Source organism: uncultured Flavobacterium sp. (genome assembly GCF_951805225.1).
GTDB lineage: Bacteria > Bacteroidota > Bacteroidia > Flavobacteriales > Flavobacteriaceae > Flavobacterium.
The window spans coordinates 347,141-361,524 of the sequence record NZ_OX638201.1; the positions used below are offsets into that span (position 1 = coordinate 347,141).

The 14,384-nt window shown below is 32.7% G+C and carries 14 protein-coding genes; 8 read left to right on the forward strand and 6 right to left on the reverse strand.

All coding sequences use genetic code 11. From position 1 onward, the window contains the following. Window positions 1–94: 94 nt before the first annotated feature. The 3 genes from WN975_RS01520 to WN975_RS01530 all read right to left on the reverse strand — a co-directional run bounded on the left by WN975_RS01520 (window position 95) and on the right by WN975_RS01530 (window position 3,809). On the reverse strand, window positions 95–868 hold the full coding sequence (locus WN975_RS01520) for a carboxypeptidase-like regulatory domain-containing protein (RefSeq protein ID WP_099711520.1): 774 nt from the start codon (window positions 866–868) through the stop codon (window positions 95–97). Between the two features lie 238 nt (window positions 869–1,106). After that, window positions 1,107–3,026 carry a DEAD/DEAH box helicase gene (locus tag WN975_RS01525; protein WP_099711521.1) on the reverse strand — a complete coding sequence of 640 codons (1,920 nt, stop codon included), beginning with the start codon at window positions 3,024–3,026 and terminating at the stop codon, window positions 1,107–1,109. 204 nt (window positions 3,027–3,230) lie between these two features. Then, the gene (locus WN975_RS01530; protein ID WP_099711522.1) at window positions 3,231–3,809 is read right to left on the reverse strand and encodes a non-canonical purine NTP diphosphatase; all 579 of its coding nucleotides are present in this window, start codon (window positions 3,807–3,809) and stop codon (window positions 3,231–3,233) included. An 84-nt stretch (window positions 3,810–3,893) separates the two neighbouring features. On the opposite strand from WN975_RS01530, the gene WN975_RS01535 reads away from it, so the two are divergent. Next, the gene (locus WN975_RS01535) at window positions 3,894–5,672 is read left to right on the forward strand and encodes an ABC transporter ATP-binding protein (RefSeq protein ID WP_337964895.1); all 1,779 of its coding nucleotides are present in this window, start codon (window positions 3,894–3,896) and stop codon (window positions 5,670–5,672) included. 211 nt (window positions 5,673–5,883) lie between these two features. Here the strand turns inward: WN975_RS01535 and WN975_RS01540 are convergent, their stop codons facing one another. After that, complete coding sequence (locus tag WN975_RS01540; RefSeq protein ID WP_337964896.1) at window positions 5,884–6,198, reverse strand: DUF2809 domain-containing protein; 315 nt, start codon at window positions 6,196–6,198, stop codon at window positions 5,884–5,886. A gap of 182 nt (window positions 6,199–6,380) precedes the next feature. Here WN975_RS01540 and WN975_RS01545 point away from each other — a divergent pair, with 182 nt between their 5' ends. The 3 genes from WN975_RS01545 to WN975_RS01555 all read left to right on the forward strand — a co-directional run bounded on the left by WN975_RS01545 (window position 6,381) and on the right by WN975_RS01555 (window position 8,604). Next, on the forward strand, window positions 6,381–7,559 hold the full coding sequence (locus WN975_RS01545) for a glycoside hydrolase family 88 protein (RefSeq protein ID WP_337964897.1): 1,179 nt from the start codon (window positions 6,381–6,383) through the stop codon (window positions 7,557–7,559). 5 nt (window positions 7,560–7,564) lie between these two features. Beyond that, window positions 7,565–7,969 (forward strand): hypothetical protein, encoded by a 405-nt coding sequence (locus WN975_RS01550; RefSeq protein ID WP_337964898.1) that lies wholly within the window; start codon window positions 7,565–7,567, stop codon window positions 7,967–7,969. 197 nt (window positions 7,970–8,166) lie between these two features. Further along, window positions 8,167–8,604 (forward strand): hypothetical protein, encoded by a 438-nt coding sequence (locus tag WN975_RS01555; RefSeq protein ID WP_337964899.1) that lies wholly within the window; start codon window positions 8,167–8,169, stop codon window positions 8,602–8,604. A gap of 72 nt (window positions 8,605–8,676) precedes the next feature. On the opposite strand, the gene WN975_RS01560 is transcribed toward WN975_RS01555, so the two are convergent. Then, window positions 8,677–10,188 carry an FMN-binding glutamate synthase family protein gene (locus WN975_RS01560; RefSeq protein ID WP_337964900.1) on the reverse strand — a complete coding sequence of 504 codons (1,512 nt, stop codon included), beginning with the start codon at window positions 10,186–10,188 and terminating at the stop codon, window positions 8,677–8,679. A 37-nt stretch (window positions 10,189–10,225) separates the two neighbouring features. Then, window positions 10,226–11,008 (reverse strand): NYN domain-containing protein, encoded by a 783-nt coding sequence (locus tag WN975_RS01565; protein ID WP_337964901.1) that lies wholly within the window; start codon window positions 11,006–11,008, stop codon window positions 10,226–10,228. Window positions 11,009–11,208: 200 nt separating this feature from the next. Between WN975_RS01565 and WN975_RS01570 the strand changes: the two genes are divergently transcribed. From WN975_RS01570 to WN975_RS01585, 4 genes are all read left to right on the forward strand, one after another. Beyond that, a complete protein-coding gene (locus WN975_RS01570; RefSeq protein ID WP_337964902.1) occupies window positions 11,209–11,658 on the forward strand; it encodes an Rrf2 family transcriptional regulator in 450 nt (149 codons plus the stop codon). A 37-nt stretch (window positions 11,659–11,695) separates the two neighbouring features. Beyond that, complete coding sequence (gene azu / locus WN975_RS01575; RefSeq protein WP_337964903.1) at window positions 11,696–12,211, forward strand: azurin; 516 nt, start codon at window positions 11,696–11,698, stop codon at window positions 12,209–12,211. Between the two features lie 108 nt (window positions 12,212–12,319). Next, window positions 12,320–13,042 (forward strand): iron-sulfur cluster repair di-iron protein, encoded by a 723-nt coding sequence (gene ric / locus WN975_RS01580; RefSeq protein ID WP_337964904.1) that lies wholly within the window; start codon window positions 12,320–12,322, stop codon window positions 13,040–13,042. 99 nt (window positions 13,043–13,141) lie between these two features. Then, complete coding sequence (locus WN975_RS01585; protein ID WP_337964905.1) at window positions 13,142–14,356, forward strand: hypothetical protein; 1,215 nt, start codon at window positions 13,142–13,144, stop codon at window positions 14,354–14,356. Window positions 14,357–14,384: the final 28 nt, after the last annotated feature.

Below are 14,384 nucleotides of genomic sequence, written 5' to 3' on the forward strand. Positions count from 1 at the left end.
TAAAGTGAGATGTTTTTATTATTTCGAAAAAGGCATAAAAAAATCCTCAATTTTAAAGATTGAGGATTTGTATATTTTGATTTAAAAGTAAAGTTTAATTCCTTTTCAAGACTTTATATTGTTCGTAACAACCACTAATTGCATCCATAATTTGTAAATCATTTGCTGATTGAATAAAAGAATCAGAATAATTACAACGCTGTAAAATTTCAGGGATTTCATCTTTGCTAATACCTAAAAGTACAGAAATGGTTTCGCGATCATACTTTGATTCTAATAAATTTCGAATCGTATCATCTTTCTTCATATCCTTTAATTTCCTGAGTTCTTTTCCATTTTTTCCGAAGAAACCATAAAGTACATCGGCAGGATTAAAGATAGATCCTAATACTTTTCCAAATGCATTTGGAGAATATTCACCCGCTTCATAACCTTGTGTAAGACCAGAAATACTATAACGATAGTTTTCTTTTGTTGGAATCAATTTTGAATCGACTTCAAGATATCCTGTTAGATTAAAAGGAGCAATTACAACTTCTTCAAGTGCGATTGCTTTTTCAGTAAGCTGAATTCGCGTTACTTTATTTTTTATCCAGTCATTCGTAACTCTAATTCTTAGAGATTGAAATCCAAGTATAGAAAAATGAATAGTATCATTTGGTTGTACATCAATTTCAAAATATCCTTTAGCATCAGACATAGCACCCCGCACTTTGTTAGTGTTGATGATATTTACGTTGGCAAGAGGTTGTTTACTATTATCGTTAATGATGTAGCCGGACACTCTTTGCGGAACTGTAGATTCTGTGTCTTGCGCAAAACCAACGGCTGATAGTAGTGTGAAAAAGAAAACTGCGAAATATTTCATATCCTGATTTAAAGCACTAAAAGTAGTAAATCAGGATTAAATATTTTGCAGTCTTCGAATATAATTATCAGAAAATTAACAAAGGTTGTGGCGTTACTTTTAGTATTTCGATAAAAGGGATAAGGAAGATTAAAATACAAAACTCATTTATAGAGCGTAAGATTCTTAATGTAAAAAAAAATCCCAAATTCCAATTATGTCTGGAATTTGGGATTTTGTATTTTAAGATATTAAAGAATTAATCTCTTCTTGGTCTTCTTGGTCTTGGTGAATCACCAAAGCTTTCAGAACGTCTTGGAGCTCTGTCTGAACTTCCTTCGCTTCTTGGAGCTGAACTTCTAAAACCACCTTCTCTTTTTGGAGCAGATGAATTTCTGTCGCTTCTGAAACCACCTTCTCTAGGAGCAGAGTTTCTGTCGCTTCTGAATCCGCCACCACCAGAACCTTCACGTCTTGGACCGAAACTTCCTCCGCCTTCACGTCTTGGACCTCCAGAAGAACGTCCGCCACCGCTACGACCATTATGGTCACGTCTTCCGCCACCATCATTTTTAGAAATTTCAACATTAATACGACGTCCTTCTAATTGTACGTTGTTTAATACTTCCATTACTTTATCAGTATGCTCAGGATCAGTGTTAAAGAAAGAGAAACCTTCTTTTACATCTACTTTGAAAACGTCATCACGACCTAAGTCTAATGTTTCTTTCAAGTAATCTTTAAGTGTCATCCAATCGAAGTTGTCTCTTGAACCGATGTTTACAAAATAACGAACTGCTCCGTTATTATTGAATTCTCTTGGCTCAGAATCAGTTCTTTCACGTCTTTCAGAAGATTGATTAGAGATATCTCTGTTCTTTTTGTAGTAAGCAATAAAACGGTTAAATTCTACTGAAACCATTTTCTTGATCAACTCTTCTTTAGATAAACCTTCAAGAACATTGTTGATAGCTGGTAAATAGTTGTCAATTTCGTGATCAACTTCAGTATCTTTAATTTTGTTTGCTAAGTGCAACAATTGAATTTCGCAGATTTCGATTCCAGAAGGAATAGATTTTTCTTCGAATTTTTGTTTGATGATTCTTTCGATAGAAGAAATTTTACGCAACTCACTTTTTGTAACAATTACAATAGAAGTTCCTAATTTTCCAGCTCTACCAGTACGTCCAGAACGGTGATTGTAAGTTTCAATTTCGTCAGGAAGTTGGTAATTTACTACGTGAGTAATATTATCAACGTCAATACCACGTGCAGCAACGTCAGTAGCAACAAGCATCTGAATTTGTCTTCCACGGAAAGATTTCATTACACCATCACGTTGCGCCTGAGATAAATCTCCGTGCAATGCAGCAGCGCTGTATCCATCTTCAATTAATTTTTCAGCTACAGCTTGTGTATCTCTTTTAGTACGACAGAAAACCACAGAGAAAATATCTGGATTAGCATCGGCTAAACGTTTCAAAGCTTCGTAACGATCACGTGCATTTACTAAGTAAAATTCGTGAGAAACTGTTGCAGAACCTGAGTTTTTAGCTCCAACAGTAATTTCAACTGGTTCGCTCATGAATTGTTTTGCAATTCTGGCAACCTCTTGTGGCATAGTTGCAGAGAACAACCATGTACTTTTTTGATCTGGAGTATCTGATAAAATAGATACGATGTCTTCATAGAATCCCATGTTCAACATCTCATCAGCTTCATCAAGAATACAGTAATCTATATTTTTAATGTTAACCAAACCTCTGTTGATCATGTCTTGCATTCTCCCCGGAGTTGCCACAATAATTTGTGCACCTCTTTTAATTTCTCTGGCTTGCTCTGTAATACTAGCCCCGCCGTAAACTGCTACCACATTAATACCTTTTTCGTATTTTGAGTAGTTTTTAAGTTCGTTGGTAATCTGTAAACAAAGTTCTCGTGTTGGCGATAAAACTAATGCTTGTGTGTTTCTATTGTCAGCATCAATTTTTTGAATTAGCGGAAAACCGAAAGCTGCCGTTTTCCCTGTCCCTGTCTGAGCCAACGCAACCATATCTGTGTCTTTTTCCAATAATAGGGGAATCGCCTTTTCCTGTACCTCTGACGGATTTTCAAATCCTAGATCTAAAATCGCCTTCAGTAACGATTCATTCAATCCTAATTGTTCAAATTTATTCATATGTGTTTTTAAAATAGGGTGCAAAATTACTGTTAATTATTCAGATAAACTAATGCTATTTTAAGAATTATGTATTTGTTATGATTTGATTATCAAAAAGTTATGTTTATTGTAAAATGATTTTTACAAGATATTAGAGAAATTTCCCAAAAAAAACGTCGCGAAATATAAAATTCCGACTCTAAAATGTTGTATTTTAAACAATTATTTTGTGGAGTTCAGAAAATCAATTAGTTGCTGAGTTGCTTTTCCGCGGTGACCAATTTTATTTTTGATTTCCAAAGGTAATTCGGCAAAAGTTTCAGTATAATTTTCCGGTTGAAAAATTGGATCATACCCAAAACCTTGATTTCCTGTTTTTTCCAAAGTAATATTTCCTTTAACGATTCCGGTAAATAAATGTTGTTCTCCTTTTATATTTAATGTAATAACGGTCTTGAACTGTGCACTGCGATCTGATTTATCTTTTAAAGCATCCAGAAGTTTATTCATATTATCATCAGCATTGCGTTGTTTACCTGCATATCTGGCCGAATATACGCCTGGTTCTCCATTCAAAGCCGTAACTTCCAAACCTGAATCATCAGCAAAACAATCATAACCATATTTTTCAGTTACATAATTGGCTTTCAAAATCGCATTTCCTTCAATAGTATCTGCAGTTTCTTCAATTTCTTCAAAACAGCCAATATCTTCAAGACTTAATAACTGTATAGATCCGTTTAGAATACTTTGAATTTCTTTGATTTTATTTTGATTGTTTGATGCGAAAACGAGTTTCATAATATTGAATTTAAAGGTACGACTTTTTTGAAACACAAATTTAGAATTCTTATATTTGATAGTTGCCCAAAAATTAAAAAATAAATGGAAGTATCCGCCCTATATAAAAAAATTACGCCTTTCGTCAGACCCTATCGAAAAATGGTAATTGCAACGCTGCTACTAACTTTTTTGGGCTCATTTGCAGCACAGGTAAATGCATTGATATTAAAATATACAGTTGATACTATCAGTAATTTAATGGTGGCACACGAACCATTATCAAAAGGATTTCATTTATTAGGTATAATAAGTATTGTTTTACTTTCTAAAGAATTGATTTATTCAGTAGTACAATTTGGACAGAAATTCTACGGAGAAAAACTGCGAATCTTTATAACCCGAGATATTTCGCAAACCATTGTTGAGAAAATTCTAAGCTATAGAATGGAATTTTATACGTCAGGCGAAAATGAAAGCGGAAAACTTCAAACCCGAATTGATTTAGGAATCAGCAGTTTGACAAAATTGGTTCAGAATTTCTTCATTGATATAATGCCTTTGTTTGCTAATGCGTTTGTGGCTTTAATTTTGATGTTTTATGCCAATGTTTATGTCGGCTTGGTTAGTTTGTTCATTATTCCAATTTATTTCTATGTAAGTCAGTTACAAGCCAGAAAATTAAGTGGTTTTAGAAGAAGAATGCGTAATTATCGCGAAACAAAGAATAACGGAATCATCAGTTTAATTGAATCCATAACAGTGATTAAATCCTTTGTGCGAGAACCAATGGAAGCAGATCGGCATCAGAAAATTCAATTTGAGATGACCGAAAATCAATTGGCGACAAGAAAAACCAGTTTTATTTTTGAAAGTATAAAAGGTTTTATCGAGCAAATAGGTGTTGTAATTATCATTATTCTTACCGCTTATTTTGTTTTGAATAATAAAATGACAATTGGTGCGATCATGTTTCATATTATGTTGTTTAATAATGTTTCGTCACCGATCAGGCAATTGCATCGTATTTATGATGAAGTAAATGATGCCTTGATTTATTCAGAAGGTTTCTTCGATATTTTAGAATCAGAAAATGAAAAAGAAACCAGCGGAACTTATATTCCAGAAAAAATCGTTGGATTAATTGAAGTCAAAAACGTAGATTTTGCTTATCCAAATGGAACCAAAGCACTTTCGGATATTAATTTCACCATAAAACCAAATGAAACAACTGCTTTGGTTGGTTTAAGCGGTGCCGGAAAAAGTACTGTTATTAATTTATTGGATAAGTTTTATTTGCCTTCTTCAGGTAAAATTTATTTAGACGGAGTTGATTTAAATGACTACGATACTGATTTTCTGCGAAAAAATATTGGATTGGTTTTGCAGAAGAATCACATTTTTAAAGGTACAGTTGCAGAAAATATTCTCTACGGAAATCCTGAAGCCAAAGAAAATGAGGTTATAGACGCTGCAAAACAAGCTTATATTCATGAACAAGTGATGCAATTGCCAAAAGGTTATGATTCTGATGCGCATTTGCTTTCCGGCGGACAACAACAACGAATTGCGATTGCAAGATTGTTTCTAAAGAATCCGCCAATTATCTTTTTAGACGAACCCACAGCAAGTTTGGACGCGATTGCAACAGAGCAAATTAAGAAATCATTAGACGCAATAAAAAAAGACAGAACTGTGATTATTATTTCGCATAGTATTTCTCAAATTATTGACGCTTCGCACATTATAGTTCTAGAAAAAGGAAAATGTATCGAACAAGGCGCGCATGAGGAACTTTACGATAATAAATCTGTGTATTATGATATTTTTACCGCAATGGCAAATAGTTTGAATATTGATAAAATCACGCAGACATTGGATTAATCAATCTTTTTAGGAGCTAATCCCGCTATCCGTTGCAATCTTTTGTGGCGAACCCCGCCACAAAAGGATTTTCACTTCTATCGGGGCTAGGGCAATCATTTTCAGAAGAATATTTTCGTTTAGTTTGTTCTTTCTGTAGAGCCAAACCCGACAGGTTTTTAAAACCTGTCGGGTTTACGAGGGTGTAAAGAACTTTGATAAAGATGACGATCTATAAAGCTTTGTATTTCAAAACAATTCTTTCAATACTAGAAACAACGGCAACCCCAAACGTATAAGCCAGAATATCACTCCAAAGAAAACCTTGCCCAAGGACATATCTTCCAAAAAGTGTTTTTCTGAGTTCTATCATCCAGTTTCCTTGATAAAGTTGCAGAAACTCGATGCTGTAACAAACTAATAAAGCCGTAATTATAATGTATAAGATTTTCTTCTCTGGAAATAGGATTCTTATTAAAAAGTAAATCATAACAGCATATAGAAAATCGCCAGTAATTAAAGGTACTTGAGGAATTTTCCGTGACATAATTCCAAGAAAAATTGTCATTAGAAATAAAACGGAATAATAGACTCTGGATTTTCTCAAGTTGTAACTTTAATTGGTATCGTTAGTACATTTTTGGGTAAACAAAAATACAAAGATTCGGATTGGTTCGACTTATTTTATAAATTTATCGATTCTATAAACTTCTATCAAAAAATAACCACATGAATACAAGATTTACGGCGCTGATTTTGACTTTGTTTCTTCTGGGAAATATAAGTTATTCTCAAAAAGACAATTCCTTTAATATTAAAAAGCAGTTTGAATATTGCGCAACTCAGGCTTCTGAAACTTTAAAAGTGATTCCGAATGATGGAACTTCTCCAAGAAGTATTCCAACAGGAAGCAAGGAATGGAAATTTGTTGATTATAAAGATTGGACAAGTGGTTTCTGGCCAGGAGAATTGTGGTATTTATATGAAGCAACAGGAGATAAAAAATGGGAAAAAGAAGCCGATAAGTTCAGTCAGTTTTTAAAACCATTATCTGTAAGCAAAGCAAATGATCACGATTTAGGTTTTCAGATTTTTAATAGTTTTGGAAACGGATATCGTTTGACTAAAAATCCTGCTTATAAAGATGTTATCCTAAAAACAGCCGATACTTTGGCAACACTTTTTAATCCAAAAGTTGGAACAATTTTATCATGGCCGCATAATAAATATGGCGGACATAATACGATTATAGACAATATGATGAATTTAGAATTGCTTTTTTGGGCTTCTAAAAATGGAGGAAATAAAAAGTTGTATGATATTGCTGTAAAGCACGCCGAAACTACTATGAATAATCATTTCAGACCGGATAATTCTTCATATCACGTATTGATTTACGACTATGAAACGGGTAAGAAAATAAAAGGAATTACAGCTCAGGGTTACAGTGACGATAGTATGTGGGCGAGAGGTCAGGCGTGGGCGATTTATGGTTTTACTATGGTTTACAGAGAGACAAAAGATCCTAAATTTTTAGATTTTGCTCATAAATTAGCACGAGTATATCTGGATAGATTAAAAACAGATGATTTAATTCCGTATTGGGATTTTAACGCACCTGGAATTCCAAATGAACCAAGGGATGCTTCGGCGGCTGCAATTGTATCTTCGGCACTTATTGAATTGAGTTCATATACAAAAGATAAAAGTTTGAAAAACGAATATTTGACCAAGTCTAAAAAAATGATTGTTTCACTTTCAGATCATTATCAAAGTCACGATGTTAATTCTGCTTTTTTGCTTCATTCAACTGGACATAAACCTGCAGGAAGCGAAATTGATTGTTCTATAAATTATGCGGATTATTATTATCTTGAAGCGCTTTTAAGACTTCAGAAACTAAAATAAATATTATGATTAGAAAAATAACACAAATTTCGTTTGCCATTATTCTTGTTTTAATGCTGATTAGCTGCAAGAACACAAAACAAAAACTTCAGGAATATGTTGTTTCTTATAATGCTGCTGCCAAAAGTTTTAAGGCTGATCATGTTACGCTTACAACTGCGAGAGGATATATAAATGACAATAAAATTGAATTGCGTTTTGAAACTGATTTAGAAAAAAAAGCAGCAAATGAATTAGTTGCTGATAAAGATTTTCCTGTGTTATTGAAAGAAATGATTGCTAAAAATCAGATTCCAAAGGAACTAGTTGAAGAAGGAGTACAATTTGATGCCTATTTTTTAGCCGATGATAACACAGTCTTATCAAAGAAAATAATTAACAAAGAAGAATTGGCTGAATTAATGAAATAATAAGTCGATTTATGTTTATTAAAAGTCTCTTTAATTTTTTTAAAGGGACTTTTTTTATTTTTAATAATACTTTGCATTTTGGTTGTAATTAAGTTGTAGTCAAATAATTACATTTTTTATTTTTTGCAACGAATGTTGTTTTTGTGTTGTAAGTTTGTTATGTTTGAGTTAAAAAATAACCTAAAAACCAAAAAATTATGAAAAAAATTACCCAAATCGCATTTCTTTTTGCATTTGTATTGTTGCTTGTAAGTTGTAAAAACACGAAGCAAAAAATTCAGGAACATGTGAGCAATTATAATACTACATCTTCTATAAAAGGTGGAAATGTAGTTAGCACAAGTGCCAAAGCATTTTTGAATGACAGTAAAATTGAAATTAGAATTGAAACCAATTTAGAAGGAACACCTGCAAACAAACTGGCTTATCAGGAAACTTTTCCGGGTTTGCTGAAAGAAATGATTAAAAATGATCAGATTTCTCCGGAATTAATAGAAGAAGGAGTTAAGTTTGATGTGTATTTTTTATCTTATAATAATATTATTCTTGCTCAGCAAATGGTCGATAAAGAAGAATTAGCAGTTTTAGAAGGTAAAGCTGGAACTACAAACGGTAAGGAGACGGCAAAACTTTAGCTTAAAATAAAAATATAAAAACTTTAAATAAAAAAGCCTCTTTGCTAAATTTCAAAGAGGCTTTTTTGTTTTCTAATGCTTCGTAACATTTGTTAGAATATCAGGGAAATAAAGGTCTGAAAGGTGTGCAAATTCGTCTCCACGCATAAAAATACTCGGATCAACATCTGAGAAGTTCTTTTTGCCGGCTGCAGCCAAAAGTTCGTTTGCAGAATGTAGTGTGTTTTTATGAAAATGATAAACACGATCTGATTTATCGGTGACAACCAAACCTTTCATCAGCATTTTATTTTGAGTAGCAACTCCAGTTGGACACTCGTTATTGTGACAACGCAATGCCTGAATACAGCCAAGTGAAAACATAAAACCACGTGCACTATTACACATATCTGCTCCTAAAGCGATAGCATGCAAAATAGAATAACCCGAAATAATTTTTCCACTACCAATAATGCGTATTTTATCACGGATATTTAAGCGAATCAAAGTTTTGTTTACAAATATTAAAGCAGGCTCAAAAGGCATTCCAACTCCATCTGCAAATTCCAGCGGAGCAGCTCCGGTTCCTCCTTCGGCACCATCAATAGTTATGAAATCAGGGAAGATATCTTCGGCAATCATTTCGTGGCAAATCGCTTCAAATTCGGCTGTATTTCCAATGCAAAGTTTGAATCCAATTGGTTTTCCGTTTGATAATTCACGCAATTGTGCAATAAAATGAATAAGTCCTTTTATGTCTGAAAAAGCATGATGTCCCGGAGGCGAAAGAATCATGGTATGAGGTTGAACTCCTCTTATTTTTGCAATTTGTTCTGTATTTTTAGCTGCCGGAAGTACACCACCGTGACCAGGTTTTGCACCTTGCGAAAGCTTAATTTCTATCATTTTAACATTAGGAAGATTGGCTTTTTCTGAAAAATTTTCAGGACTAAAATTCCCTTCGGCATCACGACAACCAAAATATCCTGTACCAATTTGCCACGTAATATCTCCGCCGCCGGCAAGATGAAATTCGGTTAAACCACCTTCTCCTGTATTTTGATAGAAGTTTCCTTTTTTAGCACCAATATTAATGGCGCGAACGGCATTTTCGCTAAGCGAACCAAAACTCATTGCCGAAACATTAAATAAAGAAGCCAAATATGGTTGTTTGCAATCTTTTCCTCCAACTAATACGCGAGGTAATTCTTCGTTTACTTTTGCCGGAAAAATAGAGTGTTTTATACCTTCGTAACTGTCATGATTTAGATTTTGTTGTGTTCCAAAAGGCGTACTTGAATCTATATTTTTGGCTCTTTGGTACACTAAAGAGCGTTGATTTCTGGAGAAAGGTTTTCCGTCAGTAGATCTTTCGATAAAATATTGCTGAATTTCTGGTGCAATCATTTCAAACAAATATCTGAAATATCCTAAAACAGGAAAATTTCTTAAAATAGCATGCTTTTTCTGTAGCGTATTATAAACTCCAATAACCAAAAGTATTGGTATTATAATAACCAATAAAAAACCTCGATCAGTATAATAATAAGTTGTAGCAACGATTAGAAACAATAAGAATCCGTAGATAAAGAATTTTTTTCTCATGTTTTCAAAATTTTAATAGGTAATAATAATTTAGTAATTAATTGAATCGTAATCTAACGTAAACATGTTTAATGCCTTTCTTATCAGATTCTCTTTCGTCGATTTCAAGAATATCAGTCAACGATTTTAGCATTGGCGTAAGCTTAGAAAAACCATAATTTCTTGGGTCAAATTCCGGTTTTTTCTTTACGATTAAGTTTCCAACATCGCCTAAAAAAGCCCAGCCATCGTCGTCTTCAATGTCTTCGATCGTGGCTTCGATAAGTTCTATGGTTTGTTTGTCGATTTTGTGCAACGCTTTTTCGGCAGGTTTTTCAACCGGTTTTTTAGCATCTGTTGTAGTCGTAACTTTTGGTTTTTTCTTTTGAATTGCTCCGTCCAAAACCTCAATGTAAATAAACCTGTCGCAGGCAACTATAAAGGAGTTTGGAGTTTTCTTTTCTCCAATACCAATAACTTTCATACCGGATTCTCTCAATCGAATCGCCAGACGTGTAAAATCACTGTCGCTTGAAACAATGCAAAATCCATCTAGTTTGCCGGAATAAAGCAAATCCATTGCATCGATAATCAGGGCAGAATCTGAGGAATTTTTTCCAACAGTATAACTATATTGTTGAATAGGAGTAATGGCATGTTCTAGTAAAACACCTTTCCAACCATTAGAATTCGGTTTAGTCCAGTCTGCATATATACGTTTTGTGGTTGGTGTTCCAAACTTTGTTATTTCTTCCATCATACCTTTTACGTTGCTGTATGGAACGTTGTCGGCATCAATAAGAACGGCTAATTTTAAATCTTTGGAGGTGCTTAAAGCCATTATTTATGTATTAAAAAATTAGATACTTCCAAAGGTAAAACTAAAATTGGTTTTATGGGAATTTGATCTTAAATAAGTCTTTTTACGGATATTAATTATTTTGATTATAAATAAGATATTTTTTATAAAAACTAATTAAAGATAAATTTGTCTTTTAATAAAGGTTTAAATATATTTGTAATGAATTTAATCCTTTTTATATGTTTTCAAAAGCGTGTGAGTACGGCATTCGGGCTTCTATATTTATTGCGACCAAATCTTCAGAAGGGATTCGGGTTGGAATAAAAGATGTGGCAAAAGAAATTGATTCTCCGGAACCTTTTACGTCCAAAATAATGCAGATTCTTACGAAGAATAATATCATTGTTTCGGCAAAAGGAGTAGGTGGTGGTTTTGAAGTTTCGAATGAAGCTGTAAAAACGATAAAGTTAATACAGATTGTCGACGCAATTGATGGTGACACTATATATAAAGGTTGTGGTATTGGGCTAAAAGAATGTTCAGAAACGCATCCTTGTCCGGTTCATAATGAGTTTAAAAAAATCCGTGAATTGTTATTGGCAATGCTCACCAATACTACATTAGAACAGTTGGCTTCGGGCGTAAATTCTGGAGATTTTTATTTGAAAATATTGAATAAAAGCGAATAAAAGCGAATAAAAGATTATAATTTAAATACTTAATATAATGAATAAAAGAATCAAAATTTCGATGATAATGCTAATGGGGTTTTTAGCAATAACTTCTTGTGGAAAAAAAGAAACAACACCAACAGATGATCAAACAGAAGTTAGTGAACCAACTGGAGAAGGAGAAACTCCAGCTGTAAGCAATGTTATTGTTATTGAAGGAAACGATCAGATGCAGTTTAATAAAACGGAATTACACGCTGTTGCCGGAAAACCAATTACGTTAACGCTAAAACACGTTGGACAAACGCCAAAAGAAGCGATGGGACATAATGTTGTGATTTTGCAAGAAGGTACAGACGAAGCTGCTTTTGCTTCAAAAGCAATCGCTGCAAAAGACACTGACTATATTCCTGCTTCAGAAAAAGCATCAATTATTGCTCATACTAAGTTAATTGGTGGAGGTGAAGAAGATACAATCGAGTTTACAATTGATAAAAAAGGAACTTACAACTTTTTATGTAGTTTTCCTGGGCATTTTGCCATGATGAAAGGCGTTTTAATAGTAGAATAAAGTATAAACTCTAATGCTTTTGAGTGTTAGAGTTTTTTAATATTACAATAAAAGATAAATTTATCTTTTATTGTTGATTCAAGTAAATAATAATTAAATAAAACTAAAATGGAAAATTTAAAAAATAAAACGGTTGGTTCATTTGTAGCCCAGGATTTTAGAACAGCTGCAGTTTTTACAAAATATCAAATTGATTTTTGCTGTAAAGGCAACAGAACTATTGATGAAGTTTGTGAAAAACAAGAAATAGACGCAGATATTTTACTGCAAAATGTTTATGATGTTCTTCAGTCTGAAAGAGGTAATACAATTGATTTTAATTCATGGCCTTTAGATTTATTGGTAGATTATATCGAGAAAACCCATCATCGTTATGTTGAAGATAAAACGGGTGTTCTTGTGAAGTTTTTGGATAAATTATGTAGTGTTCATGGCGGAAGTCATCCGGAATTATTCAAAATAAATGAATTGTTTACGGCGGGTGCGGGTGAGCTTTCTCAACATATGAAAAAAGAAGAATTGATGTTATTTCCTTTTATCAAAAGAATGGTAAAAACTAAAGAATCTAACGGAGTTTTATCTCAGCCATCTTTTGGAACTGTTTCAAATCCAATTGCGATGATGATGCAGGAACATGATAATGAGGGAGATCGCTTTAGAGAAATTGCACTTTTGACGAATGATTATACTCCGCCAAGCGATGGATGTACAACTTATAAAGTAACTTTTGCAATGCTAAAAGAATTTGAAGAAGATTTGCATAAACATATTCATCTTGAGAATAATATTTTGTTTCCAAAAGCTGTCATTTTAGAAGCAGAATTCGCTTAAAAATAAAAAAATGTAATTAAGAAAATGCACTAATTGAATCATATTTAAATTGATTGCTTTTGGTGCATTTTTATTTAAAAGAAATAAAACTAAATCGATATGAATTCTCGAAAAAGTTGGATAGTATGTTGCTTTTTTAATTTTCTGATAGCATCAATTATGGGATTATTGATGCGTTTTTCATATTTGTTTCCACTAAAAAGCATAAATTATATTTATCTGCTTCATGCACATTCTCATGTTGCGATGTTGGGTTGGGTTTATTTGATGATTTACGTTTTGGTTGTTCATTTTTTTATTCCAAAAAATAAAAGTCAAAAACCAATTTATAATCAATTATTCTGGATTACTGAATTTAGCGTTATCGGCATGATGATTTCTTTTCTAATTCAAGGATATGCTTTGTTTTCGATTGTATTTTCGACGTTGCATATTTTCTTAAGTTATGTTTTTTGCTGGTTGGTTTGGCGAGATTTTTCTATTGGCAGAATGTGCGACAGAATACTTTTGCAAACGGCAATTTTATTCATGGTTTTTTCAACTTTTGGAGTTTGGTGTTTAGGACCAGCAATAAATATGTTAGGAAAGCAAAGTTCTTTTTATCAAATTGCGATTCAATTCTTTTTGCATTTTCAATTTAATGGTTGGTTTTTATTTGCGGTTTTGGCTTTGTTTCTAAAACAATTCAAAAGTAAAATAGCTGTAAATGAGTTTAAAATATTTTGGGTATTGCTTATTCTTGCTACTTTTTTTAGGGTTGCATTTCCTATAAGTTGGTACATTAAAAGTAATATTTTAAGAGCAATTAATACATTTGGAGTTTTGCTGCAATTGCTCTCTTTTGTTTATTTCTATAAGATGCTTAAACCTCAAATAAAGGAATTCAAAACAAATTTAGATTCAACAGCAAAATGGGTTTACGGTTTAGCATTATGGTCTTTATTCTTGAAAATCGGAATACAATTAATGTTGGTATTTCCTAATCTTGCTGAGGTTTCGCATCAAATAAGAAATTGGGTTATTGGATTTATTCACTTAACAACTTTAGGAATCATCACAGGATTTTTATTGGGAATATTGATTCAGAATAAACTTTTGCCAAGCCAATCTTATTGGTTTAAAATTGGAATTAAATCTTTCTTTTTGGGATATGTTTTAACTGAAATATTATTGTTTTTGCAAGGTTTACTTTTTTATAAAAATATGGGATTGCTTTTAGGATATTATGAAAGTATTTTTGGAACTAGTGTTTTTATAATCACTGGTTTGATGTTGATTATTAGTTCGATAATGAATAAAAAAAGCAAGAGTTAATTAAATCTTCTCTTGCGTTTTTACGAAT

Coding starts and splice junctions, on each gene's coding strand:
- WN975_RS01525 (WP_099711521.1), bottom strand. CDS start 3,026: ATGAATAAATTTGAACAATTAGGATTGAATGAATCGTTACTGAAGGCG.
- WN975_RS01570 (WP_337964902.1), top strand. CDS start 11,209: ATGTTTTCAAAAGCGTGTGAGTACGGCATTCGGGCTTCTATATTTATT.
- WN975_RS01535 (WP_337964895.1), top strand. CDS start 3,894: ATGGAAGTATCCGCCCTATATAAAAAAATTACGCCTTTCGTCAGACCC.
- WN975_RS01520 (WP_099711520.1), bottom strand. CDS start 868: ATGAAATATTTCGCAGTTTTCTTTTTCACACTACTATCAGCCGTTGGT.
- WN975_RS01540 (WP_337964896.1), bottom strand. CDS start 6,198: ATGTCACGGAAAATTCCTCAAGTACCTTTAATTACTGGCGATTTTCTA.
- azu (WP_337964903.1), top strand. CDS start 11,696: ATGAATAAAAGAATCAAAATTTCGATGATAATGCTAATGGGGTTTTTA.
- WN975_RS01585 (WP_337964905.1), top strand. CDS start 13,142: ATGAATTCTCGAAAAAGTTGGATAGTATGTTGCTTTTTTAATTTTCTG.
- WN975_RS01560 (WP_337964900.1), bottom strand. CDS start 10,188: ATGAGAAAAAAATTCTTTATCTACGGATTCTTATTGTTTCTAATCGTT.
- WN975_RS01565 (WP_337964901.1), bottom strand. CDS start 11,008: ATGGCTTTAAGCACCTCCAAAGATTTAAAATTAGCCGTTCTTATTGAT.
- WN975_RS01550 (WP_337964898.1), top strand. CDS start 7,565: ATGATTAGAAAAATAACACAAATTTCGTTTGCCATTATTCTTGTTTTA.
- WN975_RS01530 (WP_099711522.1), bottom strand. CDS start 3,809: ATGAAACTCGTTTTCGCATCAAACAATCAAAATAAAATCAAAGAAATT.
- WN975_RS01555 (WP_337964899.1), top strand. CDS start 8,167: ATGAAAAAAATTACCCAAATCGCATTTCTTTTTGCATTTGTATTGTTG.
- WN975_RS01545 (WP_337964897.1), top strand. CDS start 6,381: ATGAATACAAGATTTACGGCGCTGATTTTGACTTTGTTTCTTCTGGGA.
- ric (WP_337964904.1), top strand. CDS start 12,320: ATGGAAAATTTAAAAAATAAAACGGTTGGTTCATTTGTAGCCCAGGAT.